Origin of the sequence: Flavobacterium sp. 2755 (assembly GCF_031455715.1) — a bacterium.
Classification (GTDB): Bacteria; Bacteroidota; Bacteroidia; order Flavobacteriales; family Flavobacteriaceae; genus Flavobacterium.
Window position 1 is genome coordinate 125,043 of sequence record NZ_JAVDTG010000002.1, and the last position, 25,477, is coordinate 150,519.

A 25,477-nucleotide genomic window follows, 5' to 3' on the forward strand; every position below is an offset into this window, starting at 1 on the left:
TATATGAGCGCTTTAATTAAATGAACTTATATCACTTATATGGTGAAAAATTTTTTATATGTTTCTGTAGTCAAAAAAACGAATTGGTTTTCTACTCATTGGGTTAAAAACTAAAGGATTTAAAGTTTCTTTTGAAGCAAATTCTATTTTTGGAGTTACTCTTAGTTTTGCTCTAAAGTGATCTTTAATTTCCTGCAGAAATTCTGGTGTTTGATTTTTAACCGCAATTTTTATCACGATTTCATCCGTGCCTAAATCGTTTGTAGAGATTTCGATAATATGATTTTCGATATTGTCAAATCCGCTTAAAACATCGTTCATTGCAGGCGGATAAAGCGTTGTCCCTTTGTATTTTATCATTTGCTTTTTACGGCCAACAACAGGACCAACACGCAAAGTATTTCTCCCGCAGGCGCAAGGCTCGTTATGAAGCTGTACAATATCTCCCGTTTTAAAACGTAATAACGGCATCGCTTCAATACCTAAAGTAGTAAAAGTAAGTTCGCCTGTTTCTCCGTCTTTAACGGGTAAATTATTTTCGTCCAAAACTTCAACAATGATTAATTCCGGATGATGATGTCCGCCATTTCCGTGTTCACATTCTGTAAACGCCGTACTCATTTCGGTAGAAGCATAAGTCGAAAACAACTTAATATTCCATTTATCCGTGATTTTTTTAGACAAAGTATTCATCGAAAAATCCTGATCTCGCAAAGATTCTCCAATGCAAATTGCCCCTTTTATACTCGAATTATTATAATCGATTCCGTGAATTTCGGCATATTCAATTAACTTCAATAAAAAGGACGGAACAGTAATTAAATAACTTGGATTGTATTTTAAAATCGAATCCCACTGCATTTCCGGAATTCCGGCACCAACACGAATCACGCCGACTTTTAATTTTCGTAAACCCAGAAAATAAGCCAAACCCGCCATAAATTTTCTATCGATTGTCGTCATCAATTGCACAACATCACCTTCGGTAATCCCGGCGCAGGCAAATGAAATAGCTTCGTTGTAAGCCAGTCGATCTAAATCAGAATCGGTTAAACCAAAAGTTACAGGATCGCCTAAAGTTCCTGAAGTAGAGGCGTAATCGATAATTTTATTTTGCGGAACGCATACAAAATCATCATTATATTGCTGTAAATCTTCTTTTGTCGTAACAGGTAAATGCTGTAAATCTTCTAAAGTTTTGATTTTTGAAATATCAATATTTTGTCCGGCAAAAAGTCTTTTATAAAAAGGAGAATTTTGACTGATATATTGTAAAAGTTCAGATAGTTTTTTTTCTTGAAAAATTTTAATTTCTTCTAAAGAATCTTTTTCTATTGCTGGAATCATTTTAATTTTCTTTTGATTTTTTTTAAATATTTTTCAATTTTTTCTTTTTCAGGCAACGTTGTAATTTCTTTGGTCAAAGCTTTTTCAAAATTAAGTTTTGCCTGCTGAAAATCTTTTATTTGGTAAAAGTACAATCCTGCCTTATAATATACAACCCAATAATCAGGGTTTAATGATTGATAATTTTGAATGAATTCTGGAGAAATCGTTTCCTTATTTTCAAGAAACGAATCTATTTTATGATCTTCAATTTTGAATATTTTATAATTGCGAAAAGCGACCGTTTCTAAAAACGGATCTTTGGCAATATTTAAATTTTCTTTTTGAAAAGAATTTAAGGAATCATTTTTTCTTTCGCCAAAAACCGAATTCAAATCGTAACAAACAAATTCTCCCAATTGATACGGATTTGCCGAAACCCAAACCAATTTTTCTTTTGGTTTAAAAATAATTCCATGATGCGCCATTAATTGGTTTAATGCTTTTTCAGAACCGTAACCAAGCGGAATATCTTTTAAACCATTTTTATTCCGAAGAATTTCTGAAGCAATTTCAGGGTTCACTTTTGGATTTTTTGCCAAAAGTTCCTCCATTCTTTCAAAGCGATATTCAGAATGACTGTTTATAATTTGTTCCTGATTTCGTTTATCAGTTGCAAAAACATTTCCCTGAAAATGATTCGAGCATATTAACTGATCGCTGTTTGGAACATCGTAAACATCCATTTTTGTTGGTGAAACCTCAATTAAAATTGCTTTATTGTCGTTTGCACTTCCTACCATTATGGATTCAGAAACAAAAACTTTTCTCTTTTTTGCAATAGAAATGGCTTCGTCTATGTTTTTAGCGTGCTGTAAAATTTCGCGTGTCAAAATCGAAATGGGCGTTTTGGCAATTAGCGGAATTTTAGATTTCGAAGCATTAATCGTCACGGTTAAACCTTCCTGATTCATTCCGGAAACGGCGCCAACCATTCCCGGCCAGGTAACCATCATAAATTTATAACCTGTTTTCGGATTTATAAACGCCACGATTTTATTTTCCGCGAAAGCGTCATTTACATAAAAATCAAAATTACGTCCGAGGATTAAATTTCCATCTTCCGTTTTTTCATTCCAAGCAGCAAAAGACGAACAGCCAACCAAAGCCAAATCTTGTAAAGCGTGGCCAATATCGTGCGCTGCATGAAGATATAAACCACGCTGATATTTGGGCGCAATGTTATCAAGTTCATCCGAAGTGTATTCAGAAACGCCATAAATTTCCGTTTGATATTCTTCGGGAACATTCAAATATAATTTTCGATTGTACCATTTTAAAAACTGACGGAGTATTTTTTGCTGAAAAGCAGACGGAATAAAATCTTTCACCTTAGAGAAAAAAACGCGCTGCTGATTTTTTAAAAGAGAATCGGTTAAAGCTCCGGTGTTTAAACCAATTTCAAGTGGATCGCCTTCGACATACAATTCCCAAATACCTTGTTTATTTTTTAAAAGAGAATTTTTTCCGGAGATAAATACAGAATCTGATTTTTTTAGAACAATTGGTTTTACCGAATTATAGTGAGAAAGATCAGGTTTATGATGCATTGATTTTGATGTTCCGCAAGAAACAAACAAGAATAGAAAACCGATAAAGAAGAAAAATAAAATTCGGTTTTTCATGATTTCTATTCAGATTCGGAATTAATTTTCGTAACCAAATATTCTTTGCCCACAATTTCAGAACAGGTTGAAACGGCACCAATTGTTACGCCCAAAACGCCGTGCATATTGATACTCTGCCCTGTAAGATATAAATTATCCAATTTAGTCTTTGCCGGAATTAACGTTCTCATCGGATTATTAGAATCTTTAACATATCCATACATATTTCCGTTATAACCGCCAATATAATCTCGATACGAAAGCGGAGTAGAAGTGTGAATTGATTTTATACAATCCCTGATTCCCGGAAATTTGATTTCAATTTCGTTTAAAAATTTTTCGGCTTTTCGGGATTTAAATTCCTCATAACTTTCGCCGCGGTCGCTTTCTTCTGCAGTTGTATTAAAAGTGTCGGCCCAGGGCGCAACATCTTCGTATTTCATGTAGGTTATAAACGTCATTCCGTCGGCCCAGATTTCCTCTTTTTTTGAAGCATTCATCGATGCCATAAAACCTTTTGGCCACGAATCTTCATCATATTCATGTGCTGTCCAGACTTCACTGCTTTTCTTAAAATGATAAAAATTATGATTGATATATTTAAAAGTTTTCGGCTTAAAAACAATATATAAACTAAAGGCAGAAATTACGCCTTCAAGACTTTGTACACGATTAATAAACGCTTTCCTGAAGTTTTCTTCGCCAGCCATTCTCAAAGTCGTTTTAGGTTCAATATTCGAAATAAACATTGAGCCAAAAACTTTTGCTCCATCTTTTAATTCAACAAAATCAACTTTGTTATCTACAACATTAAAACGCGTAACTTCTTTATATTTATAAAATTCACCGCCGTACTTTTTCAGTTGTTTTAAAAGCTGTTTTGTAATCTGGCTTCCGCCATTAATGCATCGCCACGAACTTTGAATATAAGAGTTTACAGATAAGGCATGAACGTAAAAAGGCGATTTATCCGGAATACCCGCATACAGAAAATTCGAACCGGCAAGAACCGCTTTTAATTTTTCATTCTGCGTACATTCTTCAATTGTTTCTTTTGCATTTAATGACAAAATCTCGTTGTCATATTTACCTTCCCAGTTTAAATTATAAAGAGGAAAAGCATCGCAGATGGTTTGCAGCTTTTCGCAGTATTTTTCAATATTTGCTTTTTCTTCAGGAAAAAAAACGGCAAGCTGTTTAGCAAAATTTTCATAACCCTGAGCATGCGGATATTCTATTTGATCATCTTCAAAAGAAATCATATCGTAACAATTCTCGTCTAATTTTTTTAAATTGAGATGATCAATAATGCCGATATATTTAAAATATTTATACAAATTTTGACCTTCGGACAAGCCTCCGATATAATGAATTCCGGTATCAAAAATAGTTTTATCACGAACAAAAGTCTGCAGATTCCCGCCATATTGATTGTTCTTTTCGAGCACACAAACGCTGTAGCCTTCTTTAGCCAAAATTATAGACGAAACTAATCCGCCTAAACCGCTGCCAACAATTACTACATCGTACTGCTCTTTCATTTACTTTTTATTTAATACCGTAATACCTTTTTCTTCAGAAATAATTTCAAAACCAGAATTAATCAATTTTGTTTTATAATGCAGAGAATTAATCAAGATTACAGAAGAAAATTTAGAGGTGAAAATTTCAGGATTTTCATTATAACTTTGATCCGAAATTAAAAGAATCTCGTGTTGATTTTCAACTACAGAATCTAGTGAATCCAGATAAGATATTTTTCTCTTTTTTAAAAAATAATTTGTTTTGGCAACCAATACTTTTTCTTCATCATTTATAAAAGAAACTATTTTTCGCTGCGGTTCCTGCAATGCCAATAAAACGTCTAATTGCCCATAATCATTGCCAAGATGTAAAATTTTTGCCTTTGGATTAATGTATTTATTTAAATTGAAATAGGTTTCTAAATTCTGCTTTAAATCTTTTTTTACAGCATCGCCAACTTCAATTTCTTTATAATCGTAACTATTAATCAGCATTTTTTTGAAATAATCCGGCCCTTCTAACTGCTGACGAATTTTGCGATGTTCTGCTTTAAAAAAGGTACTTATTTGTTTTGTTCTTTCGGCATAATTATTTCCGAAAGAAGTATTTTCAGGAGTAATTCTTTCTAAAATGGTAACCGTTAAAGTTCCGTCATGAATGACAAAATCACCTTTCGGAATTAACTCCGAAGCGCCATGAATGACAACCGGAATGATGTCTAATTTAAATTCTTCAGCAAGGAAAAAAGCACCTTTGTGGAATCGTTTAATAACATTATTTTCTGAACGAGTTCCTTCCGGAAAAACCATTAACGAATATCCTTCGTTTACTTTTTTACGCAAATGTTCAACGCCGCCTTCCAAACCTTCAGAAACGGGATAAAAACCTGCTTTCCTGACAACGCCGCCAAAAATAGGAGAGTTGTAAACCCAGTCGCTTACCAAAAATATAATTTTTGGACTCAGCATTCCAATTGATAAAATATCTAAAAATGAAGAATGATTGGCAATAATGACCGCTGGTTTTTCGAACGTTTCATTAAAATTGTTAACGACTTTTTTGTGTATAAACGGGTTCGAATATAAAACCGATTTCATGTATTTTGAAACCACATATCTAAAACCCTGCATTTTTGTTTTTTTGCTAAGTGGCAAAATCGGCATTAATGTGAAACTGAAAATTGACATTAAAATTCCACCCAAACCATAATAGAAAAATGACATTACACCAAAAATAAAAGTGCGTAATTGAAAAGGCGGATTTCCTTTTTTAGGTCTGTTTGACAAAAATAATTTGAACAGAATTGGATAGAAAATGAATGTTATAATTAACGCCGCAAAAACCCCAATTAAGGAAACGGAAGAAATAGAACGAAGCGCCGGATGTTTGGCAAAAATCATCGCACCAATTCCTAAAATAGTTGTAATTACTGCCAGAATAATGGAAGTTCTGTAAATGGCAATTTCGTTTTTTCCGTTTGTATATTCTTTCTGTAAAGCACTTGTCATGAAAATACTAAAATCGACACCATGACCAAAAATTAAAGTGCAGACAATCATGCTGAAAATGTTCATTTGAATGCCAAAAATGCCCATAATTCCGGCTGTTACAATTCCCGTTAAAGCAATTGGAATACAGCTTACAATTACCAATTCAATTCTTCTAAAAAAGAAAAACAGAATCAAAATTACCGCAACAAAAGAGTAATTGACAAGCGAATTAAAATCAGTTTTTAAAGTGCTGAAAAAAGTTTCGTTCATTTGCTGACGATCAATTGCAATAAGATTTTCTTTTGCAGAAGTCGATTTTACAAATTTATCACGCTGTTCCGGCGTAACTTTTACCAAAGTCGAAATCGTATAAAAACCATTTTTTTCGGTTACGAATTCCTTCAGCTGTAATGCCTGAATTTTTAAATAATCTTGGGTAGAAATGGGTTTGAAATCAAAATCTAAATGATCAAAAAATAGTGAATAAGTAGTTGGTTTAAAGCCGAGTTTTGAACCTTCAGTAATTAATTGAGATTTTAAAATTTGTTTTTTTTCTGAGTTCCAAAACGAATTCCATTTTTCGATTTTTTGAAGCTGCTCTTTTTGCGAAAGCACAATTCCGCCAACAGAACTAAAATTTAATATTTTGTCTTGTTGTTTTTCTTTGGATAAATCGGTAAAAAGTTTGCTGTTGTTTTGCAAAACTTCTTCCATGCTTTTTCCGTAAGCCGCAACATAAATCGTTTTTGAAGTTAAGCTGGTACTTTCTTCCAATTGTTTTTCGGCCGCCTTAATATCTTTTGGAACAAAATTTAACTGCGATAAATCGTTATTGAAACCAACATCGTTATATGTAAAACAGCAAATAATGGTAATGATAACACAAAAACCAATTAAGAATTTGTTATTGTGAAATGAAAAATGAGCCAGTTTATCGATCGCATTTTTCTTGTGTTCAAAATTGTTTTCCTTCGGTTTATATAAATGCGGAACAATCAAAAGAGAAAAAATTCCGGTTGCCATAACAATAACAGCGGCAAAAATTCCGAGATCATTTAAGGCGTCAGATTTTACAAAAAGCAGACATAAAAAGGCAACGGCAGTTGTTGAACTGCTCATAATTACTGGCATTGTAATATCTTTATACAATGTTTTGATGTCGCTGTTGTGTTTGTAATGCGTAAGAATATGAAGCGAATAATCGATCGTAATTCCTAATAAAATAGACCCAATTCCGAGAGAAATGGCTGAGATTTGTTCTTTTACAAAATATAAAAACGCCACGGCAAATAAAGCTCCGAAAACCGTTGGAAGGAAAATAATTAGCGGAATAAATATTTTTCTGTAAAACAAAATCAAAATCAGCATTAGCGTAATCATCGCAATTGTTGTCGTTAAAACAATATCGCTTTTAATTTGTTTGGCATTTGCGGCCGCAATTAATGCTGAACCAAAATAGCTTACCGAAGTTTTTCCTTTAAATTGTTTATTTAAGTTTTCCTGAATCGATTTTAGTTTTTCGGCAAAAATGCTGTTTTTTTCTGTTTCGCTTGAAGAAATATCTGAGGTTATAAAAAGCAGTAATTTCTTTTTATCCTTTGTCATTACAAAACCATTGTCAAGGGTAAAATCATCTCCAATATTTAATTGCTGTAATTTTTTTAAAGCGATAAAAGAAATCCCAAGCGGATCCTGCAGAATAAAATCTTTGGTAATAAATCCCGAAGGAGAAATAATCGATTTGTAATTTCCCTCAACGGTTGCTGCAATACTGTCTTTTTGCAGTTTAGTTTGAATGGCAGCATAATCTTTATCTTCAAGAAAAAGAGGCAGATTATTGTAAACAAAATCGATAGTTTCCTGAATGTTTTCTTCATCAACTTTTCCCTGAATTCCGGTTATGTAAGGTTTACAGGATTTAGCAACGCTGTCTGAAAAAGCCGCAGCTATTTCTTTTAACTCTTCGGCAGAACCGTTTTTTTCGAGTTTGAAAATAACGGTCGTTTTATCGGCAAAGTTTAATTGTTTTAAAACTTTTGCAGTTGCATCGGCTTTGTCGTTTGTTGGGATAAGTTTGGTTATGTCCTCTTCAAACTTAATTCGGGAAGCAAAAAATCCAAATACCAAAAGCATCAAAATAGCCAAAAGAACCGAGAGAGATTTTCTTCGGTTTACAAATAAATGAATGGCGTAAAAGTATTGATGCATAATTTTTTATATTGTTTTTTTGCCACAAATTAAAACATTAGCTTTAGTTTGTCACCCTGAGCGAAGTCAAAGGGCGTTCCAATTGGACGTGGGCTTCGACTTCGCTCAGCCTGACAAACGGGATGTAAAAATCATTTTAATCCGTATAATCTGTGGCAAAACTTTATTTAATATTCGTTTTGTTTTTAGAACTAAAAGCGCTTAAAAGCAAATAACTTATAAGCCCGGCTGATAGTGCTAAAACGGATGCTAAAATAAGACTTCCGACGATATATTGTGCAGCGTTTTTTTGAATATCGTCAAGCGTGGCCGAACTATCTAAAATCAGCGGCGCATCGCTCGTAATAAAAAGACTTCCTGTTTTTAATGAACCGTAGATTACCAACGGAATAAAAGGCGGGAAACTCACATTTGACGACAAAAAAGCGATTACTTTATTGAGCCTGAACAAAGCCGCAAAAGTAAAAAGAAGTATGGTTTGAAATCCCCAAAAAGGCGAAATCCCGATAAAAATTCCCAGAGCAATCGAAGCCGATTTTGTGAAATTAGAATCGTTGCTTTCTAAAATATCTTCTAGAAAAAACTTTTTAAAACCTTTTTTTTTTGCTCGCCGAAAGAAATCGCGAGGTTTAATATACAGCAAAGCGTTTGTTACCAAAACAGTATTCAAAATACTGATTCGGGTAAAATCCCTGAAAGGGCGAAAATGCGAAACACGTTCAGCCGGATCATACAAAACCTGAATCGGAATATTTTTTACTACAATTCCTTTCCATGCAGAACGTACAATCACTTCAATTTCAAACTCAAATTTATTGGTATAAAATCGTTTCGGAATTAATTTAAGCGGATATAATCTAAAACCAGATTGTGTGTCCTGAAGTTCAATTCCGGTTTCAAACTTAAACCAGAAATTGGAAAATTTGTTTCCGAAACTGCTTTTCTTAGGAACATTTTCCTGCGTCATGTTTCGGCTTCCAATTAAAAGCGAATTAGGTTCGTTTTGAATTGCTGAAATGAAACTTGGAATATCAGAAGCGAAATGCTGCCCGTCAGAATCTATCGTGATGGCATATTCAAAATTTAGTTCAATTGCTTTTCTAAAACCATTTCGCAGCGCTCTTCCTTTTCCTAAATTTTTAGGATGATGAATTTGCGTAAACTGCGAATATTGTTTTAAAATTTCGTTGGTTTCATCTGTTGAACCATCGTTGACAATAATGATATTTTGAGTGAAATCTAAAATAGAATCCAACACTTTTTTCAATGTTTTATGGTTATTGTAAGTGGGTACAATAACACAAAAAGAAGTTGAATCGAGCAATTCCTGCTTTGATAAAATAGGTTTCATTGAGAATTTTTCATGAGCTTATTTTACAAACTGTTTCTCTTTGTCAGAGAAACTTTTCGATTGTAAAACAAAGTCTTTTAGATAATCTTTCAAAGCACCATTTTGCTCTGCATAATGTGCTGTGATAAATTTTTTATCTTCTTTAATATTTTTTCTATAACCTGTAATTCCGGGAACATTTTCCTGAATACTTAATCGAATCATTCTGATTTCGATATTATTAGGCTCGCTTTTTATAGTCGATTCCAGAAGTTTTGCCCCTTCTTTAAAACGAGAAATTTTGCTTCCTAAAACACTTTCAAATTTAGAATCTAATAAAATCGAAGCGGCTTTGTAAGCCACTAAAATTTTATCATCGGTGTTTGAAACGCCTGAAAGTTTTTCGATAAATTCCTTAGAATTGGTTTCTGATTTGGTAACATCAGTGTACATTTTGCGAATGGAAGCCAAATCTGGAGTTCCTGCAAAATTTATCCATAGAAGTAATGACAATAGTAATTTCATAATTATAATTTTTTATACACATTGCTCAATTTTAAAGCGGTGGTATCGTTAAAATATGTGGTGTTTTTCACCTTTACCAAATCATCTTCTGTGGTTGTAATGTCAAGTTCTAAACGGAGTTCCGGATTCGTCTCCGGATTAATTAATGCCATGAATTTTACATTCGAAAGTGTTTGTATTATCAAGGAACTTTTTGTGATTGACTCAGCAAGTTCTTTAATAATTTGAATCATGCAAACGCCCGGCATTATTGGGTTTCCAGGAAAATGACCTTTAAAAACCTCATGATTGGCATTAACTAATATACGAAAATTATATTTAGCATCGCCTGTTTTCTCCTCCGAAAGGACTTTGTAAAAGTCTTTTAAAACCATAAATTTTTATTATTTCACATCAAAAGAATAGGTAACACCTATTTGAAAATTGACATTAGAATTATAATCACTAAAAAAGTAATCATTGTTATTAGAATTATTATAATAATAATCGCTGTCTAAAATATCATAAAGACCTTTTTTAAATCGAATCTCAAATCCAAGTCCCGAGGGTATTTTATAAGCAACGCCAGTAACAAATGCCAGATCATTGTTTGTTTTTCTAAAAGCTAAATTGTCGTCTAAAAGAACATCTAAAGCAGGGCCAAACTGTACCTGAAAACCTTGCCCAAATTTTAATTTGTTAATCAAACCAATCGACAAATAACTAATTTGTAAATCCTGATAAACGACTCTTTCTGTCTGCGTATTTGGATCGAAAAAATTTCGGGCAACGTTATTAGAACCCTGCCTGATATAATTTATTTCGGGCTGAAGCGCATAACGTTTCGATAAGTTTATTTCTCCAAAACCGCCAACATAAAAATCAGGCTTGTAATCAGCATGCGTTTCTGAAATTGTCGAAAGACTCAAACCAGCTCTTAAACCAGGACTAAAAGTGACTTGGGCTTTTGAGGTAAAGATTCCGATAAATAAAACAAAAGCAAATACGATTATTTTCCTCATTATTTTACTTTAAAAGTATAACTGATTCCTATTTGGAAAACCTGATTTAAAATTACATCATTGTAATAGTAATCATCATTGTTATTATCAAGTCCGTCATAACCATAAATATCTATCATACCTTGTTTGATTCTCGCTTCAAAAGTCAATCCATTTGGCAGTGTATATCCAACACCTCCCACAATTGCAAGGTCAAAACCTTCAGGATTGCTGTTGATATAATTATCACCAACTTTTATATCTAAAGATGGACCGGCTAAAACATGAAAACCTTTACCTCCAAAATGATATTTGGCAACGGCACCAAGTGTAAGATAGTTTAATTCATACTTTTCAGAATAATAACGACCGTTTTCGAAATATCTTCCTTCATCACCTTGTCTTGAATATGTTATCTCAGGCTGCAGCGAAAAATATTTATTAAATTTAATGTCCACTAATCCACCAATATAAAAATCTGTTTTAGATCTATTATCGTCAATATTGGTTAATGTTGAAATATTCAAACCGCCTCTAAGGCCGGGACTAACTTTTACCTGTGCTTGTGATTTTACAAGACCGATAAATAAAACGAATGCAATTAAGGTTATTTTTTTCATCTTTTGATTAGTTTAATTTTATGGTTAGTTTAAGTTTCTACTCTGATTTAAAATAATTTAGCTCAATTTTAAGCTTAATATTTTGATGAATTATCTGGATTTTCTCAGCAAAAATATTGTTTTCTGAATTGAAAAACAGCGTAAATTTTTCTTTTGTTTTAGATGCGTGAACGATCTTTTCTAATTTTCGATCTTTTTTAGAGATAAAAATATAATTGTCACGTTTTCCATCTGCCGATTTATAAATGTCATTTGATTCGTTTTCAAATTGTTCCTGAATCAAATATTGCTTTTTTAAAAGCAGTCGAAAATCTTCTTTTAACGTATTGATTAAAATTTTTCGATCTAATTCTGAAACAATCGAATTGACTTTAAAATCATTTTCAGAAATTTCAAAATCCATTAATTTATTTCCGAATTCTGTTGTAAAAACAATTCGATGCGTAGTGTCGTTTATTTTTTTGGCAATGAAAATTCCCGACAATTCATTTCCGTAAACAGATATATTAGTTTTATAAACATAATCGGTTTTTGAATCAGAAAAATACGGAACGTCATAAGACGTTTTGTCTAATTTTTTCGGCGTATAGTTTTTTGTGACCGAGCCGCAAGAAACCAAAACAATTGCCAGAAAGCAATTAATTAGTAAAAACTGAATCGTCGATTTTTGCATTGATCACTTTATTTTTAAGTACAATTCGGGTATAATCCTCAGATGATTCTAATAATTTTACCTGAACTACAGTTGCCTCTTCCTTGTCAAAAGTCAGTTCAATTTGTTTGATGTATTTTTTCAGCGTCGCATCTTTCGGAATAAATTTCGCTAAGTTTTGACCTTTCAATTTAAAATATGAAATCGTAAATTCTTTATCATCAAACATGTTTCCGCTTACGCTTCCCACAATTAATTTATTGATGCGGGCAAAGATTTTGCTGTTGCCAATATCGACCGCACTTTTCTTTCCTTCGTCGTTAATCAGGATTTTACCGTTCTTGAAAACAATGCTGTAATTGTATGGTTTTTTATATTGCCATTGCAAAAGTGCCGGTTCTTTAAAAATCATTTTTCCAGAAGTTTCAATGTCTTTCGAAAGAAAATCCAAATGTTTGTACTGAACAAAATCTGTACTTAAAGTCTTGATTTTTTTCGCCACAACGTTTACATCTTGTTTAAAAGAAGCAATTTCGGCATCGGTCATTTTTTGTTCCTGAGCGAACAAACTTCCTGAAAAAAATAGAATTAATAATGCTATTTTAGTTTTCATATTTTTTTAAAAATTGTGCTTTTAAAATTTTTTAGCCACAGATTAAATGGATTTAAACAGATTATTATTTAATAAAAAATCCGTTTTAATCCGTGTTTTCGCTTTAGCGAATCCGTTTCATCCGCGTTCAATTTCATAAGCATTAAGATTCAGTAATTCTTCAATCGAAACCACTTCATAATCATTCTGCTGTAAAAATTGCAAAAACTGTTCCAATACTAAAACAGAATGTGATTCGGTATCATGCAAAAGTACAATTCCGCCCGGAGAAACCCGTTTTATAATTCGATTCAAAATTAATTCCTGATTTTTTGTGCCTCCATCAAGAGAACGAATATTCCAGCCAATTGTTTTATGTCCGGTGATTTTTAAAGCTCTTCGAATCGAAGGAGTAGTAACTCCGTAAGGCGGACGAAAGAAGTTTATTTTCTTAGAAGTGAATTTTTCCAGCAATTCATCTGTTTTACGAAGTTCATTCGTTATTTTATCTTCATGATAAAAATCGAAAAATTTAGAATGAGAATAAGAATGATTTCCAACCAAATGTCCTTCTTCAATAACTTTTTGAATAATTTCAGGATGTTTTTCAATGTTTTTTCCAATGCAGAAAAAAGTCGCTTTAGCATTGTGTTTTTTCAGAAGCTCTAAAACTTCCAAAGTAAATTCACTTGGGCCGTCATCAAAAGTTAGAGCAATTTTTTTCTCTGTTTCCAGCGGATTATTGCAGAAAGCTTTTACATGATAATTAGAAGAAATTATAGAAGAGCCAACAGCATTTATTCCGATCCAAACAAAAACTACAGCAAAAAAATACCACAAATTTATTGCCATAAAAAGATTCAGAAGAAAAACTAAAAGCAATAAAAAGATAAAAAAGATCGAGATGTTTTTATGCGTTATCATTTTGAAAGTAACGTAAAACTATGATTTTTTCCGTTTAATTGATTGTACAATAAAATGGTTTTGTAAACTGGTTTTACAGCCGAATTTACTTTTATAATTTCTGGAATTTCCTGTGTTTTTAAAATCTTCGAAGCCATCCAAAAAGCAAAAGCCGAAGCCGTATCATATTCGCCACTCAAATGTTTGTAATATAAAACAGGAGTTTTGGCGAAAGCATTTTCGGCAAGATTTTTATAATAATTTTCAAAAGAAGCATTTCCGTCAAAACCTAAAACTAAAGCGTCAACATCAGAAATTTCTAAATTATTTGATTTCAAAAAAGATTTAATCTCTGTTTCAATTTCGTTTTCTTCCAGCGTATTTACGATTGCAATATCCAGAAGTTCAGCATAAGTGTTTTCTTTTCTTTCGTTTTCTAAAACAAAAAAACTCGCACCTTCACCATAAACAGCTCCGCTGGTTTTAGAATTTAAAACATCATAAGGCGCAGCATTATCTGCTTTGATTCGGCCGTTTAATTTAAAAAGCGAAGTCGTATAATCACCATTTTCATCAACGCCGCCTACTAAAATTGAATTAGCTTCGTCTTCTTCAATCTGCATTTTAGCATCCAAAAGTGCCGATTCAAAAGAAACTGCGCCGTTTACATAAGTAAAATTATAACCTTTACATTGCTGTAAAAGTGCAATTTGCGCACCAACTGTATTGTGCGTAGATTGGATAAAAGAAGTTGGCGTTAGAAATTCTTCTTTATTATCTAAAATGCTTTTCAGGAATTTTTCAGAATCTTCGATGCATCCTAAACCCGTTCCAGTAATAATGGCATCGACTTTTTCGACATTAGCATCTTTCATTGCCAAAGCCGAAGCTACGATTCCGTTTTTCACCCCTTTTGCCATTCTGCGGCTTGCAGCTGGCGAAATATATTCTTTGTATGCCGGCGAAACAATTGCCAGTACATTTTCATCGTGATTTACATTGGCTTCTTCTAAAAAAACAGTATCAAATGTTTTTTGAGTCGAAATACAGCCTACTCCATTTATATATGTTTTTTTCATTTTAGCTTTTTGAAAATATAAGAGTGGAACAATTTCCTCCAAATCCAAAAGAATTAGACAAAACGTGTTCGATATTTTTAGTTATTAATGAAGTCTGCGGAGTCAAATCGAATTCTTCCATTTGCGTTTCAAAATTCAAATTCGGATAAACAACATTATTCTGAATCGCCAAAACACTGTAAACAGCTTCAATTGCCGCCGCAGCCGCTAAAGTATGTCCTGTAAAAGGTTTTGTTGAACTAAAATCAGGCACTTTTTCGTCTTCGTAAATTCGGCGTAAAGCTCTTCCTTCAGATAAATCGTTGTTTGGCGTTGCAGTTCCGTGAACGTTGATATAGTCAATTTGAGAAGGTTTTAAACCCGAAATTTCAAATGCTTTTTTCATCGCCAAAAAAGCGCCGTCTCCATTTTCTGAAGAAGCCGTTTGATGAAAAGCATCATTTGCATTTCCATAACCCGAAACTCTTGCCAATACTTTTTTGTTTTGTTTAGCAACAATTTCATCCGATTCTAAAACTAAAAAAGCAGCAGCTTCCCCAAGATTTAATCCTTTTCTGTTATTGTCGAAAGGCTTGTTATAATCGTCAGATAAAATCATTAAAGTCTTAAATCCGTTGATGGTGAATTTTGACAAAGCATCGGCTCCGCCCACAATTACGCGATCCAATTTTCCGGTTTTGATTAATCTTGCACCCAGCATAATTGAATTTGCTGCAGAGGAACAAGCGGTACTGATTGTTGAAACCATTCCTTTTAAACCCAGTTCTTCGGCAATTTTATCGGCAACATCGCCGCCGTCGTGACAAGTGATATATTTAACCAATTCCGGTTTTTCGAAATAATCGTAATAATGTTTCTCCGTCATGTCCATTCCACCCACACTTGTAGCCGAAATAAGTCCGGTTCTAAATTCGTTGATAGAGGTTATGCCGGCATTTTCAACAGCTTGTTTTGCTGCCAAAGTACCAATCATAGCGGTTCTCGAAAAATTGTTATCGCTGTTTAATTCCAGTTCAGCGATAAGTTCATCGTTGGTTTTTTTGATTTCACCTACTTTAATAACATCCGCATGAACTGTAGAAATATTAGAGATACGGGAAATTCCGATTTTATTTTCGATTAATGAATGGTAATTTTCCTCAACCGAATTCCCGATTGCGGAGATAATTCCCATTCCCGTTATTGCAACACCCTTTGTCATTTTAGATTTATGATTTTAGATTTTAGATTCTTAGAACTTTGTCAAAGTTTTAAACATTGACAAAGTTGACGGATTTTTAAACCATTTTAGATTTTAGATTTCCAACTGGAATCTAAAATCTAAAGTCTAAAATCTACAATTTATTTAGTTCTGTTAGCGCTAATGTAAGCCGCCATAGTCTCGATAGACTGGAAAATTGTTTTTCCTTCTTTCGGATCTACTAATTTAATTCCGTAATCTTTATCTAAAATCACGATCAATTCAAGTGCATCAATCGAGTCTAAACCTAAACCATCTCCAAACAAAGGATCGTTATCAGCAATGTCTTCAATTGTGATATCTTCAAGGTTTAAAGTCGTAATGATTTTATTTTTTAATTCTTCTTTTAATGCTTCCATGATTATTTATTGTATAATGTATTGATAGTTTCGTTTGTATATTTTGTGTTTTCTGCTGCGCTTATAGTGCACAGAAAAGCCTTATAATTATCATTAAAATATTCTACCCAGCCGCACAAAACCATATCTGCCTTATTTGTATTCAGGAGAATATCTGAATAATTCGACATGAATTCCGTGTTAAAGGTGTCAAATATAAAGAAAGAATTTTCACTTTTCAGCTGATGACGGATACTTATTTCGCCCAGACAAATATTTGGCAGCGTATAAACGAAAACCGCCGGACTCGGAAAATAGTTTTCTTTATCTGAAATTGATTCCTGATATTTTACATCGGTATCTAAACTCGACGATTTATTCGCCAAAACCAAAGCGATATTATGTTCTCTTTCTTCTGAAGTTATCGGACTCAAAAGCAATTCTGATCCTAAAAAAGCGAGTTTGCTCAAAGCATCCATTTTGAAAAATTTTGGATATTGCATTTCAAAATTACGATAGGCTTGTTTGGAGAAATCAGCAAAATCTGTTGGTTCAGTTTTGAATACAGAAGTTCCGTTCAAAACAATTTCGTTGTTTTGGATGGTGATGTAGGATTGTATGTAGGTTTTGTTTTGAGTCATTTTGCTTAATTAGTATAAAATTTATACTGATTACTTGTTTTCAGTCGTCTGCATTTTTTTATTAATAACTTCATTTATTTGTCTAATAAAATTATCTACATTTTCTTCTCCATTTTTTATAATGTAAAAATTCTTCATTTTCTCTTTCATCTGTAAGAAGAATTCTAAAGAGACTTTTTCAAAATTTAAATTTTTAAAACAAGGAATTATATACTGTGATAAGTAATCTAGATTTTCTATGTCATTAATTATTAAATATATAGAGCAAAATAAATAGTCCTTGTCGATATATTCATTGTTGCTAAAAAGCATTTCATCAGCTAATTGATAAAGTACATCTTCATTCCAATTTAATATTTCGATAGAAAATTTTTCACTATCTGTTTGATTTAAGTTACTAATGTAATCTCTAATATTAGGATGTAATACGTATTCCCAGCAGCCACTACTTTCACCAAGATTATTTTCAATATATTTTTTTAAAGCTTCAATTCCGTCGTTCATAATTGAATATTTATTTTATGAAACCCAAGTATTAACAATTTTACTAATATGCCATTCTCCGGATTTATTTTCAATTGTGATTTGAAACCCTTGTCCACAAGTTCCACCGCCACATGAAGCACTAGCCGTTATAGTTCCCAAAGTTTTGTTTTTATTAAACTTTATATTAGAAATCTGGATTGTGCCAACTGGCATTCCGCTTTTTTTATCTTCAATATCCCAATATCGTTCTTCTGGAAATTTGGAAGCGTATTGAAAATCAAATTTTTTATTGTTTTTAAAAGGTGTTAAATCAAATTTTTCATTTCGGATTTTGTTATTTACTACAAAATCATAAACGCCAATTAAAATTCTGTTTTTGTCATTTTTAATACTGTCTTGTTCAATCTGATATCTTTTTAATCTATCGTGATATCCAATAGTATCTTCTTTATTTGTTTTGAAATCTCTCCTTGGCATTGGCGGCGGAAGTATCGTTCTTCTATCCATATAAATAGAATCTACAATTTCGACAAAGACAGTATTCATGACGTCTTTTTCAAAATCAGATTCGGACACTTCTTTCTTTTTACATCCAAAAGATGAAAGAAGAATAAGAATTATAAATATGGATTTTGATAATTTCATCTTTGATTTAATATATTTTGAACTTGCAAGATTTACTTGAATGTTGAAATTTATTTTACCTTTTCAAAAACCACAGCCGTATTACAACCTCCAAATCCAGAAGCCGTTTTCAAAAAATATTCAATAGTTGCCTTTTCATTTTTCTCAATCACATTTACAGTTTCACTAACCCCAATTTCATCAAAACCTTTTGATTCAAAAAGCATATTTTGATTGGCAGATTCAATTGCAATTACCGTTTCTAATAATCCCGAAGCGCCTAAGGTATGACCGTAAAATCCTTTTAAACTATTTACAGGAACATTTTGTAAACCTAAACGGTTTAAGGCAATTGCTTCCATTTCGTCGTTAAACGGAGTTGCGGTTCCATGCGCTGAAATATAATCTAATTTATTTGCTTCAATTTGAGCTTCTTTTAAAGCATTTTGAATACTTCTGAACAAACCTTCACCTGTTCTTGATGGACCCGAAATATGATTCGCATCGTTTATCGAACTATCTCCAATCACTTTTATTTTAGCGTTTTTGGCTTCCGCCGAAACTAAAACGGCTGCTGTTGCTTCGCCTAAACTTACCCCGGTTCTGTTTTTTGAATACGGTTTACAAGGCAGATCGCTCATGGCTTGAAACGCATTAAAACCAGACAAAACAAATTCTGAAACTTCATCGCCAGCAACGACAAAAACATTATCGTAAAGTTCAGACTGAATCATTCTTTTGGCAATTGAAACCGCTAAAATTCCAGAAACGCAGGCATTTGAAACGACAATTGGCTGTGTTTTAAATCCGAAGAAATCTGAAATGTTTTTTGCTAAAACATCTAAATGTGCGTTGTTGAAACTTTCATCAGAATCATTTGCTAAAGCCGTAACATTTCCTTTTGTGGTAGAAAGTATAAAAGCCGTTTTCGAATTTAATTCAACTCCTGAGTTTTTGATAATCGGCTCTAAAGCCAAAATCATCATTTTCTCTAAACGAGAATATTTAGTTTCAATGCTGATTTCTGCAAAAGCACTGTTTATTTTTTCATCAGAAATAATCGAAGCATAAAATGAATTTGGCATTAAAGAAATGTCATTATGAAGCTGAATGCCAGAATCGCCACGAAGAATCGCTTCAACATTCGATTCGACATCAAAACCTAAAGGTGTGATACAATTGGTTTGCGTAATGTATATTTCTCTTAACATTTTATGGTTTTTTCCTGTGTGTTTTTTATGGCTCGCAGATTTTACAGATTAAGCAGGTTTACACAGCGTATTTTATTTTTAATTCGTGAAAATTAGTGCAATCCGTGTTTTATAATAGTAACCCAACTTTCTTTTTCCATTCAGCATAAAAAGGAGGATTTGTCAGCATTAAATTCCCTTCCTTATCTAAAAAAACCTGAACGGTTTCGCCAGTGCAGGCGATTTCACCTTTGTCATCAATAATTTTAAAACGGTAAATCATTTTTGCAGCGGGCGTATCGACAACTGTTGTTTCGATTGTAACCACATCGCCGTAACGTAAAGACAATTTATGTTCGCAAGTCGATTTTACAATTGGAGTTGTATATCCGGTTTTGGCAATGTCTAAATACGTAAGTCCGTGCTGACGGCCAAACGCTTCACGTCCATCTTCAAAATAGGTTATATAGTTGCCGTGCCAAACAATTCCAAGCGGATCAGTTTCGTTAAAACGAATTCTGATTTCGTGTGTAACGGTCAGGTTTGTAGCTTCGTTAAACTGCTCTTTTCTTTTTATCATAAAATAATGCGATGGCTGTGGTAAGAATAAAAAACAAAAATAGTAAACTTATTTTTGGGATGATTTCCAGGAAAGAAACGTTGCGTAAAAGAACGTCGTAAAAAGCATCTAATCCCCAGTTCATTGGAGACGATTTGGCAATAATCTGCATGATTTTCGGCATGGCAAAAACCGGAACCCAGATTCCACCAATTGCTGCTAAAATAATAACACTCGTTGCGCCAAACGGAGCCGATTGTTCCTGTGTGCTTGCAATTGTTCCCAATAAAATTCCGAATCCGATGGCAGCAAAACCTGAAAATAATGCTACGACACTCATCAATACTAAATGTCCTTCGATATTTAAAGACGGCAATCCGATAGATGGAAATAAAAATACAGCAACGGCAACCATCATATAAAACTGAATCATACAGATTACAGAATAAGTAATGGTTTTTCCAATAATCACGACTAAACTAGAAACAGGATTTGTTCTTAATCGAACGAAAGTTCCTTGTGATTTTTCTTTTACAATATTAATAGATAACGGAATTACAATAAAAAATATCGCAAAAAGTGTCCACGCGGGAACATTGTGTTGTACCGAATTTGGACGAACTTCTTTATTATTAATCTTCGGGATTATCTCTTTGAAAGAAATGAAACTTTTTTGCTCAAAATTGGTAGTTCCTTCTCCTAATTGATTTTGGAAAGTCGTGTAAATTGATTTGGTTTCAATTTGCGAAATCATTTTGTCGATTGAACTCATGACCGCATTTTTGAAACTCATTTGAACTGCCGGATCAAAATACAGTCTTACTTCTTTTTCTTTGATAATTCGCTGAGGTTCGCTTGCTGCGGTACTATCAGTCATGCCTAAACTGCTGACAATTTTTTCGACATTTTGATCAACTTTTGCCTGCAAATCAGAACTTAAATTTTTCGGGATTATAATTGCCAATTGAAATTTTCCTTTGTAAACGTTTTCTCTGGCAACATCTTCGGTAATTGTTTTATTGTCTATTTGTGTTACAACGCTAAACAAATTACTTTTTTCTAAATTCTCAAAAACGGTTTTAGAAACAGAACCTTTGTCGTAATCCACCAATAAAATTGGAATTTTAGAATCGCTTACGGTTTTAAAAGTACTGTCCTGAATTAACGTAACAGTAATGACTAAAACCAATGGCATTATAAACAGAATAATCAATCCGCCTAAATCGCGTTTAAGCAGTAAAAATTCTTTTACGACCGACATCCAAATTTTATATAGCATCTCTCAAGTCTTTACCGGTTAATGAAATAAAAACGTCTTCGAGATTTCGGGCATCTTCAACAGAATTGATTAAAGTTGAAGGCGTTCCTTTTGCATAAATTCGGCCTCGGTCTAAAATGGCAATATTGGTGCAGAAATCTTCGGCTTCAGCCAAATGATGCGAAGTATAAATAATGGATGTTCCGTTTTGGTTCAACACTTTTAGATAATCTATAATGGCATTTTTAGACTGTACATCAACGCCAACAGTTGGTTCATCTAAAAATAAAACTTTTGGTTTGTGCAGAATTCCGGCAATTAAATTCACACGACGTTTCATCCCGCCGGAGAAAGTTTCAACAGGTTTGTCGGCAAATTTTAAAAGGCCTAAAAGATCTAAAGTTTCGATTACTTTATCTTTTAAATCAGAACCTTTTAAACCGTACATACTTCCAAAATAATGCAGATTTTCTCTTGCTGTAAGAGTAGGGTATAAGGCATATTCCTGAGGAACAACACCTATGATTTTTTTAATTTTTGAAGAGTGATGCTGATAATCTAAATCATCAATTGTAAAATGTCCCGATGTTGGTTTTACCAATCCGCAGAGCATTGAAATTAAAGTTGTTTTTCCGGCACCGTTTGGGCCGAGTAGACCAAAAATTTCTCCTTCATTTATATTTAGCGAAACGTCGTTCAAAGAAAACTGATCGGCATCTTTGTACTTTTTCGAAAGGGATTCTATTTTAATTATGGATTGCAAAATATCTTAGCTGATGGCTTTTTTTAGTTTTTTGAAAAAGATTTCTTCTCTGTTGGCAATGTCCAAAAGTTCATCGGCAATATTGTTGTAAGCATCTTCTTTGGCACTTCTGTTTTTATAAATTCTTGAGGCTTCAACGGCAAAATCTCGCCAAGAATCGCCAATTTGTGTCATTTCTTTCGAAAGTTCTTTCAATTCTTCATTATTTAGAATAACCGAAGCTTCCTGCAAAAATGCCGCATAAATAAAACGGAAACCACCGCCTCCAGTTCCAATTTCTTCCTGCATACGAACCATTTGCGCCAGATAATGATTGGCTTTTTTAGTTCCGTGCTTTATAGGCCATTTTCTAATTTGTTTCGATACAAATTTGATGCCGCGAACACCTACAATTGGCATTGGCGCCAGCATGTCTCTGCATGTATTTTTTATTCCTTTAATGATGGCACTTTTTAAATCAACATCTTTCGGAACCTGAATTGGATAATACATTTGTCCGCGCGGTGCAAAAGCACCTTTTGCAAAACGAACTTTATCTAATTCTTCATGCGTTAAAGTGGTTACGGTTTCCATTACAGGATCGCTTACTAAATAATCAGTTTCGGTTTTTCCGTAAACAACTAAATTGTGTGCGTTGAAATGAAAACGATATTCGTCTGGGAAATAACTTAAATTGTAAACACCAACTTGTAATCCCGTTGGAATATTATTTTTTAAATTTTCATCTAATGCTTTAGTGGCATTTGATACCGATGAAAATTTTTGTCTTTTTATTTTTAAATTTAAACGATTGGCAACTTTATTAAAAATTTGTCCAGGCAGAGTTCTGTAACTAATTGCAGGAGCATAATTGACTTTTATAAAAGGCAGATATACAAAAAATAATCCTGAGCCAATACCAAAAACCATCGGTTCGCTGATGTTTAGTCCGCTATTTTTTAGCAGATTCGACGCTACTCCATTCTCGCAATGAGCAGACTGATGATGTGTGAAAGTTAATTCCATTATTTGGTGATGCTGTTTTTTAATTCTTCAATTGAAATTTCAAATGTGTCGGCATATTTCTGTAAAACTTTATCGTTTAGTTTTGCAAAAACGCTTGGTTTAAAATGCCTTTTTACACGCCATTTCCAAAGTCCTACGTAACTTGATAAAATAGTAAGATCCATTTTATTTACTTCCATAAAATAAACAATCGGGCTTACTTCGCCATTTAAAACCTGTTGTCTGGCTTCGGCAATACGCTCGTTTATTTCATCAATAGAATTTGAAAGTGCTATTGTTTTGGGTTCCCAGCCTGTGCTTAGCGTTGTGGTATAATTGCCGTTTTCATCAGTTGCGTACAAAAGCTCTTTTACGTTGTTTTTAGTTAAGTTGCTTTTATCCTGAGGTACTTTATCTTTTTCCATTACCTAGTTATGTTTTCAAGTGGAATTATTACGAAACCGAAACTGTTTTTTGAATGAACAAATTAATTTCGCATTCTAAGAGTATCTGATCTTCTACTGAACTTTGACAGCTCATTGTGCATAAAGTGTAATCGTCGCCAACAAATTTTGAAACTAAATCTGCTTTGGTAATTATGGTTTCGCCAACTTTTGGCAGCGAATGAATTTTTACATTTTTTAAGGCACTGATAAATCCAATTACATTTACGTTCTCATTTTCTGTTCCGTCTTCGTCAAAAAAATATTTTTTTCCAACAATAGACGAACAGGTCTGCGCCGTATTTTCAATTAAACCCGCTTCGATAAAAACATTATTCTGTACAAAAATATTGTCTTCTTTTATCAAAAAAGTGGTTTCTACGAAGTTGGCATCAATATCCAAAATTAAATCTACCATAAGCATTGGCGCTCGGTGCGGTAAATAATTTTGTATGTCAACTCCGGTATTCAAAATCATATTATTTGGCTAAAACGGTTTTCATTTGTCCGTTTGCAATTTCTTCATTATTTAATGTTGTAACGATATTCACCAAAGTGATTCCAGCAAATTCCTGTAAAATAGTTACTTCAGACTGAATATTGTCGTTTAATTGAGGCAGTTTTTTAATTTCAATTTCTTTAATAGAACCAATATAACCTGTTGGAGCAGTTTCGTTTCTTAAAAAAAACTGATATCCTGTATGTAGTGCCACAGATTGTGCCATGTGTTCAATTAAACCGGCTTCCAGAAAAATATCGTTTTTTACGAAAATATTATCCTGCTGAATTTTTAAACCAGAAACCAAAGAAGTTTCGGTATAAGAATGCATAGCATCAACCATTACAAAAGGGAACTTTTGAGGTAATAAATTTTCGACTGTTTCTTTTTCTAAAAGTGCCATTGTTTCCATTAGCAAACTGTTAAATACGCATACGCAAAAGAGAATCTTCCGCTTTCCGGAACTGATAAAAGAACTTTATCTCCTTTTTTCAAATTCCCTGAATTCATTAATTCTTCTAGGGCTAAATAAATAGAAGCAGAACCAACATTTCCAACTCTGGAAAGGTTCATGAACCATTTATCATCGCTCATTCCAATTCCTTTTTCAGTTAATCCTTTTTTCAATCCTTCGACAAAAAAGTTAGAGGAAACGTGAGGAATAAAATAATCGATATCTTCAGATTTGATGTTGTTTTTGTCCATCGCATCTTTCATACTTTCGGCACCTTTAGAAAGAATAAATTCATCTAAAAGTTTAACGTCTTGTTTAATAGAGAAAACAGATTCATTTAACCATTGTTCCGGCGCGTAATCGCTCCATGATTTTATTTCTCCATTTTCTAATTTATCACCTCCGGCATACATGCAGGTTTCTAATTCGTATGCATACGAAAAAGCTTCCATCCATTCTATTTTTAGAGAAATCGTTCCTCGTGGTTTATTTTCTAATAAAAAAGCTCCGGCACCGTCAGACAACATCCATCGTAAAAAATCTTTTTTGAACGCGATAATTGGCTGTTCTTCCAGATTTTTTAAATTGTCGGCTTCGTGATTGTATTTTTGAGCATTCAGCCAGGTAGAAACTTTTTCAGATCCTGTGCAGATTGCATTTTTTGAATTTCCAGAACGTACGGAAAGAAAACCAAATTTAAGAGAGTTCATTCCGGCACAGCAAACTCCTGTTGAAGAGTTTAATTCTACCGATTTATTTTTTAGCAAACCATGAACCATTGCCGCGTGTGAAGGCAGAAAGATGTCCGGAGTTGAGGTTCCGCATGAAAGTACTTCTAAATCCTGAGGCGTAAAATTTTCGTCGAATAACGGCAAAATAGCATTTCTGGTTAATTCGGCATTACTATGAGTGCTTTTTCCTGTTTTGTCAACAGCGTAATAACGGCTTGTAATTTTGTTGTTGCGCAAAATAATACGTCTTGCTTTTGAGGCAGTATCGTTGATAAGTCCTAAATAAGCTTCCATTTCGTCATTTGAAACAGCTTCGTTAGGCAAATATTTTGCAGCTTTTGTTATATATACTTCAAACATAATCTAAAATT

Annotated in this window: 27 protein-coding genes; all 27 read right to left on the reverse strand. The window is 33.2% G+C overall.

Annotation, left to right across the window (positions count from 1 at the left end):
• Positions 1–54 precede the first annotated feature (54 nt).
• The 27 genes from J2Y38_RS04335 to J2Y38_RS04465 all read right to left on the reverse strand — a co-directional run bounded on the left by J2Y38_RS04335 (position 55) and on the right by J2Y38_RS04465 (position 25,466).
• Complete coding sequence (locus J2Y38_RS04335) at positions 55–1,347, reverse strand: phenylacetate--CoA ligase (RefSeq protein ID WP_309839914.1); 1,293 nt, start codon at positions 1,345–1,347, stop codon at positions 55–57.
• On the reverse strand, positions 1,344–3,011 hold the full coding sequence (locus J2Y38_RS04340; RefSeq protein WP_309839916.1) for a C45 family peptidase: 1,668 nt from the start codon (positions 3,009–3,011) through the stop codon (positions 1,344–1,346). The genes J2Y38_RS04335 and J2Y38_RS04340 overlap by 4 nt, the downstream gene beginning before the upstream one ends.
• 5 nt (positions 3,012–3,016) lie before the next feature.
• Positions 3,017–4,534 (reverse strand): NAD(P)/FAD-dependent oxidoreductase, encoded by a 1,518-nt coding sequence (locus J2Y38_RS04345; protein WP_309839918.1) that lies wholly within the window; start codon positions 4,532–4,534, stop codon positions 3,017–3,019.
• A complete protein-coding gene (locus J2Y38_RS04350) occupies positions 4,535–8,215 on the reverse strand; it encodes a 1-acyl-sn-glycerol-3-phosphate acyltransferase (protein WP_309839920.1) in 3,681 nt (1,226 codons plus the stop codon). It lies immediately after the preceding gene.
• A gap of 163 nt (positions 8,216–8,378) precedes the next feature.
• Positions 8,379–9,566 (reverse strand): DUF2062 domain-containing protein, encoded by a 1,188-nt coding sequence (locus J2Y38_RS04355; protein WP_309839922.1) that lies wholly within the window; start codon positions 9,564–9,566, stop codon positions 8,379–8,381.
• A gap of 18 nt (positions 9,567–9,584) precedes the next feature.
• Positions 9,585–10,070: a hypothetical protein gene (locus J2Y38_RS04360; protein ID WP_056207126.1), complete on the reverse strand. Its 486-nt coding sequence runs from the start codon at positions 10,068–10,070 to the stop codon at positions 9,585–9,587.
• 2 nt (positions 10,071–10,072) lie between these two features.
• A complete protein-coding gene (locus tag J2Y38_RS04365; protein WP_309839926.1) occupies positions 10,073–10,444 on the reverse strand; it encodes a 3-hydroxyacyl-ACP dehydratase in 372 nt (123 codons plus the stop codon).
• A 9-nt stretch (positions 10,445–10,453) separates the two neighbouring features.
• A complete protein-coding gene (locus tag J2Y38_RS04370) occupies positions 10,454–11,071 on the reverse strand; it encodes an outer membrane beta-barrel protein (protein ID WP_309839928.1) in 618 nt (205 codons plus the stop codon).
• Positions 11,071–11,670, reverse strand: a complete 600-nt coding sequence (locus tag J2Y38_RS04375; protein WP_291149040.1) for a porin family protein — start codon at positions 11,668–11,670, stop codon at positions 11,071–11,073. Before J2Y38_RS04375 ends, J2Y38_RS04370 begins: the two co-directional genes overlap by 1 nt.
• 37 nt (positions 11,671–11,707) lie before the next feature.
• Positions 11,708–12,343: a hypothetical protein gene (locus tag J2Y38_RS04380; protein ID WP_309839930.1), complete on the reverse strand. Its 636-nt coding sequence runs from the start codon at positions 12,341–12,343 to the stop codon at positions 11,708–11,710.
• Positions 12,309–12,935, reverse strand: coding sequence for an outer membrane lipoprotein carrier protein LolA (locus tag J2Y38_RS04385; RefSeq protein ID WP_309839933.1), 627 nt, complete (start codon positions 12,933–12,935; stop codon positions 12,309–12,311). Before J2Y38_RS04385 ends, J2Y38_RS04380 begins: the two co-directional genes overlap by 35 nt.
• 117 nt (positions 12,936–13,052) lie before the next feature.
• Positions 13,053–13,766, reverse strand: a complete 714-nt coding sequence (locus J2Y38_RS04390) for a polysaccharide deacetylase family protein (RefSeq protein WP_309839935.1) — start codon at positions 13,764–13,766, stop codon at positions 13,053–13,055.
• A 68-nt stretch (positions 13,767–13,834) separates the two neighbouring features.
• On the reverse strand, positions 13,835–14,896 hold the full coding sequence (locus J2Y38_RS04395; protein ID WP_309839937.1) for a beta-ketoacyl synthase N-terminal-like domain-containing protein: 1,062 nt from the start codon (positions 14,894–14,896) through the stop codon (positions 13,835–13,837).
• 1 nt (position 14,897) lies between these two features.
• The gene (locus tag J2Y38_RS04400; RefSeq protein ID WP_309839940.1) at positions 14,898–16,097 is read right to left on the reverse strand and encodes a beta-ketoacyl-[acyl-carrier-protein] synthase family protein; all 1,200 of its coding nucleotides are present in this window, start codon (positions 16,095–16,097) and stop codon (positions 14,898–14,900) included.
• 140 nt (positions 16,098–16,237) lie between these two features.
• Positions 16,238–16,495: a phosphopantetheine-binding protein gene (locus J2Y38_RS04405; RefSeq protein ID WP_012023174.1), complete on the reverse strand. Its 258-nt coding sequence runs from the start codon at positions 16,493–16,495 to the stop codon at positions 16,238–16,240.
• Between the two features lie 2 nt (positions 16,496–16,497).
• On the reverse strand, positions 16,498–17,115 hold the full coding sequence (locus tag J2Y38_RS04410) for a 3-oxoacyl-ACP synthase (RefSeq protein ID WP_309839944.1): 618 nt from the start codon (positions 17,113–17,115) through the stop codon (positions 16,498–16,500).
• 30 nt (positions 17,116–17,145) lie between these two features.
• Positions 17,146–17,619 carry a hypothetical protein gene (locus J2Y38_RS04415; RefSeq protein ID WP_309839947.1) on the reverse strand — a complete coding sequence of 158 codons (474 nt, stop codon included), beginning with the start codon at positions 17,617–17,619 and terminating at the stop codon, positions 17,146–17,148.
• Positions 17,620–17,634: 15 nt separating this feature from the next.
• Complete coding sequence (locus J2Y38_RS04420) at positions 17,635–18,246, reverse strand: hypothetical protein (RefSeq protein WP_309839949.1); 612 nt, start codon at positions 18,244–18,246, stop codon at positions 17,635–17,637.
• Between the two features lie 50 nt (positions 18,247–18,296).
• Positions 18,297–19,436, reverse strand: a complete 1,140-nt coding sequence (locus J2Y38_RS04425; RefSeq protein WP_309839950.1) for a beta-ketoacyl synthase N-terminal-like domain-containing protein — start codon at positions 19,434–19,436, stop codon at positions 18,297–18,299.
• 109 nt (positions 19,437–19,545) lie between these two features.
• Positions 19,546–19,995: a thioesterase family protein gene (locus J2Y38_RS04430; protein WP_232679599.1), complete on the reverse strand. Its 450-nt coding sequence runs from the start codon at positions 19,993–19,995 to the stop codon at positions 19,546–19,548.
• Positions 19,970–21,253 (reverse strand): ABC transporter permease, encoded by a 1,284-nt coding sequence (locus tag J2Y38_RS04435; RefSeq protein WP_309839952.1) that lies wholly within the window; start codon positions 21,251–21,253, stop codon positions 19,970–19,972. Before J2Y38_RS04435 ends, J2Y38_RS04430 begins: the two co-directional genes overlap by 26 nt.
• Positions 21,243–21,995 (reverse strand): ABC transporter ATP-binding protein, encoded by a 753-nt coding sequence (locus J2Y38_RS04440; RefSeq protein ID WP_309839954.1) that lies wholly within the window; start codon positions 21,993–21,995, stop codon positions 21,243–21,245. The genes J2Y38_RS04435 and J2Y38_RS04440 overlap by 11 nt, the downstream gene beginning before the upstream one ends.
• Before the next feature lie 6 nt (positions 21,996–22,001).
• Positions 22,002–23,000 carry a BtrH N-terminal domain-containing protein gene (locus J2Y38_RS04445; protein ID WP_309839955.1) on the reverse strand — a complete coding sequence of 333 codons (999 nt, stop codon included), beginning with the start codon at positions 22,998–23,000 and terminating at the stop codon, positions 22,002–22,004.
• Positions 23,000–23,404, reverse strand: coding sequence for a hypothetical protein (locus tag J2Y38_RS04450; RefSeq protein WP_309839957.1), 405 nt, complete (start codon positions 23,402–23,404; stop codon positions 23,000–23,002). Before J2Y38_RS04450 ends, J2Y38_RS04445 begins: the two co-directional genes overlap by 1 nt.
• 28 nt (positions 23,405–23,432) lie before the next feature.
• On the reverse strand, positions 23,433–23,900 hold the full coding sequence (locus J2Y38_RS04455; protein WP_309839959.1) for an ABC transporter permease: 468 nt from the start codon (positions 23,898–23,900) through the stop codon (positions 23,433–23,435).
• A gap of 1 nt (position 23,901) precedes the next feature.
• Positions 23,902–24,333: a FabZ gene (locus J2Y38_RS04460; RefSeq protein ID WP_053472940.1), complete on the reverse strand. Its 432-nt coding sequence runs from the start codon at positions 24,331–24,333 to the stop codon at positions 23,902–23,904.
• Complete coding sequence (locus J2Y38_RS04465) at positions 24,333–25,466, reverse strand: beta-ketoacyl-ACP synthase III (protein ID WP_309839962.1); 1,134 nt, start codon at positions 25,464–25,466, stop codon at positions 24,333–24,335. The genes J2Y38_RS04460 and J2Y38_RS04465 overlap by 1 nt, the downstream gene beginning before the upstream one ends.
• Between the last annotated feature and the right edge of the window lie 11 nt (positions 25,467–25,477).

Excerpts from the sequence above, each read along its gene's own strand:
- J2Y38_RS04335 (WP_309839914.1), bottom strand. The coding sequence starts at position 1,347 with ATGATTCCAGCAATAGAAAAAGATTCTTTAGAAGAAATTAAAATTTTT.
- J2Y38_RS04340 (WP_309839916.1), bottom strand. The coding sequence starts at position 3,011 with ATGAAAAACCGAATTTTATTTTTCTTCTTTATCGGTTTTCTATTCTTG.
- J2Y38_RS04345 (WP_309839918.1), bottom strand. The coding sequence starts at position 4,534 with ATGAAAGAGCAGTACGATGTAGTAATTGTTGGCAGCGGTTTAGGCGGA.
- J2Y38_RS04350 (WP_309839920.1), bottom strand. The coding sequence starts at position 8,215 with ATGCATCAATACTTTTACGCCATTCATTTATTTGTAAACCGAAGAAAA.
- J2Y38_RS04355 (WP_309839922.1), bottom strand. The coding sequence starts at position 9,566 with ATGAAACCTATTTTATCAAAGCAGGAATTGCTCGATTCAACTTCTTTT.
- J2Y38_RS04360 (WP_056207126.1), bottom strand. The coding sequence starts at position 10,070 with ATGAAATTACTATTGTCATTACTTCTATGGATAAATTTTGCAGGAACT.
- J2Y38_RS04365 (WP_309839926.1), bottom strand. The coding sequence starts at position 10,444 with ATGGTTTTAAAAGACTTTTACAAAGTCCTTTCGGAGGAGAAAACAGGC.
- J2Y38_RS04370 (WP_309839928.1), bottom strand. The coding sequence starts at position 11,071 with ATGAGGAAAATAATCGTATTTGCTTTTGTTTTATTTATCGGAATCTTT.
- J2Y38_RS04375 (WP_291149040.1), bottom strand. The coding sequence starts at position 11,670 with ATGAAAAAAATAACCTTAATTGCATTCGTTTTATTTATCGGTCTTGTA.
- J2Y38_RS04380 (WP_309839930.1), bottom strand. The coding sequence starts at position 12,343 with ATGCAAAAATCGACGATTCAGTTTTTACTAATTAATTGCTTTCTGGCA.
- J2Y38_RS04385 (WP_309839933.1), bottom strand. The coding sequence starts at position 12,935 with ATGAAAACTAAAATAGCATTATTAATTCTATTTTTTTCAGGAAGTTTG.
- J2Y38_RS04390 (WP_309839935.1), bottom strand. The coding sequence starts at position 13,766 with ATGGCAATAAATTTGTGGTATTTTTTTGCTGTAGTTTTTGTTTGGATC.
- J2Y38_RS04395 (WP_309839937.1), bottom strand. The coding sequence starts at position 14,896 with ATGAAAAAAACATATATAAATGGAGTAGGCTGTATTTCGACTCAAAAA.
- J2Y38_RS04400 (WP_309839940.1), bottom strand. The coding sequence starts at position 16,097 with ATGACAAAGGGTGTTGCAATAACGGGAATGGGAATTATCTCCGCAATC.
- J2Y38_RS04405 (WP_012023174.1), bottom strand. The coding sequence starts at position 16,495 with ATGGAAGCATTAAAAGAAGAATTAAAAAATAAAATCATTACGACTTTA.
- J2Y38_RS04410 (WP_309839944.1), bottom strand. The coding sequence starts at position 17,115 with ATGACTCAAAACAAAACCTACATACAATCCTACATCACCATCCAAAAC.
- J2Y38_RS04415 (WP_309839947.1), bottom strand. The coding sequence starts at position 17,619 with ATGAACGACGGAATTGAAGCTTTAAAAAAATATATTGAAAATAATCTT.
- J2Y38_RS04420 (WP_309839949.1), bottom strand. The coding sequence starts at position 18,246 with ATGAAATTATCAAAATCCATATTTATAATTCTTATTCTTCTTTCATCT.
- J2Y38_RS04425 (WP_309839950.1), bottom strand. The coding sequence starts at position 19,436 with ATGTTAAGAGAAATATACATTACGCAAACCAATTGTATCACACCTTTA.
- J2Y38_RS04430 (WP_232679599.1), bottom strand. The coding sequence starts at position 19,995 with ATGATAAAAAGAAAAGAGCAGTTTAACGAAGCTACAAACCTGACCGTT.
- J2Y38_RS04435 (WP_309839952.1), bottom strand. The coding sequence starts at position 21,253 with ATGCTATATAAAATTTGGATGTCGGTCGTAAAAGAATTTTTACTGCTT.
- J2Y38_RS04445 (WP_309839955.1), bottom strand. The coding sequence starts at position 23,000 with ATGGAATTAACTTTCACACATCATCAGTCTGCTCATTGCGAGAATGGA.
- J2Y38_RS04450 (WP_309839957.1), bottom strand. The coding sequence starts at position 23,404 with ATGGAAAAAGATAAAGTACCTCAGGATAAAAGCAACTTAACTAAAAAC.
- J2Y38_RS04455 (WP_309839959.1), bottom strand. The coding sequence starts at position 23,900 with ATGATTTTGAATACCGGAGTTGACATACAAAATTATTTACCGCACCGA.
- J2Y38_RS04460 (WP_053472940.1), bottom strand. The coding sequence starts at position 24,333 with ATGGAAACAATGGCACTTTTAGAAAAAGAAACAGTCGAAAATTTATTA.
- J2Y38_RS04465 (WP_309839962.1), bottom strand. The coding sequence starts at position 25,466 with ATGTTTGAAGTATATATAACAAAAGCTGCAAAATATTTGCCTAACGAA.